Origin of the sequence: Peptoniphilus sp. oral taxon 836 str. F0141 (assembly GCF_000179335.1) — a bacterium.
Taxonomy (GTDB): Bacteria; Bacillota; Clostridia; order Tissierellales; family Peptoniphilaceae; genus Peptoniphilus_A; species Peptoniphilus_A lacrimalis.
The window spans coordinates 1-506 of the sequence record NZ_AEAA01000032.1; the positions used below are offsets into that span (position 1 = coordinate 1).

A 506-nucleotide genomic window follows, 5' to 3' on the forward strand; every position below is an offset into this window, starting at 1 on the left:
AGGCAGCCTTTTTGGAGATGTTTTATCCTGTGCTATTATTATGAAAGAAGATTCCAATATTGAAGGTGTAAATGATTCAAAAAAATTAACTGCAAAAAAAAGAAAGGAACTTTATAATAAAATTCTTAAAGATTCCCTTGCCGTAGGTATCGGCAGAGCAGATGCTAAAACCATAGACAAGTTAAATATAAAAATGGCAACACATCTATCTATGGTTAGAGCCATAGAAAACCTGAGAGATTCTCAAGGAAATCTTGTGGTACCTGATTTAGTCCTTATAGATGCGGAAAATATTGAAACAACAATATTTCAACATTCCATAATTAAAGGAGATGAGAATTGTTACTCAATAGCATGCGCATCAATAATTGCAAAAGTCTACAGAGATTCACTTTGCGATAAATGGGCAACAATCTATCCAGGCTATGGAATAGAAAAACACAAGGGCTATGGAACAAAATTTCACAGAGAAGCCTTAAAAGCTTATGGACCAAGCCCCATGCACA

At 34.6% G+C, this 506-nt stretch carries 1 protein-coding gene; it reads left to right on the forward strand.

Translation table 11 applies throughout. The annotated features are described in order from the left end of the window. A partial coding sequence (locus tag HMPREF9131_RS01395; RefSeq protein WP_009344966.1) for a ribonuclease HII occupies window positions 1-506 on the forward strand: 506 nt, incomplete at both ends.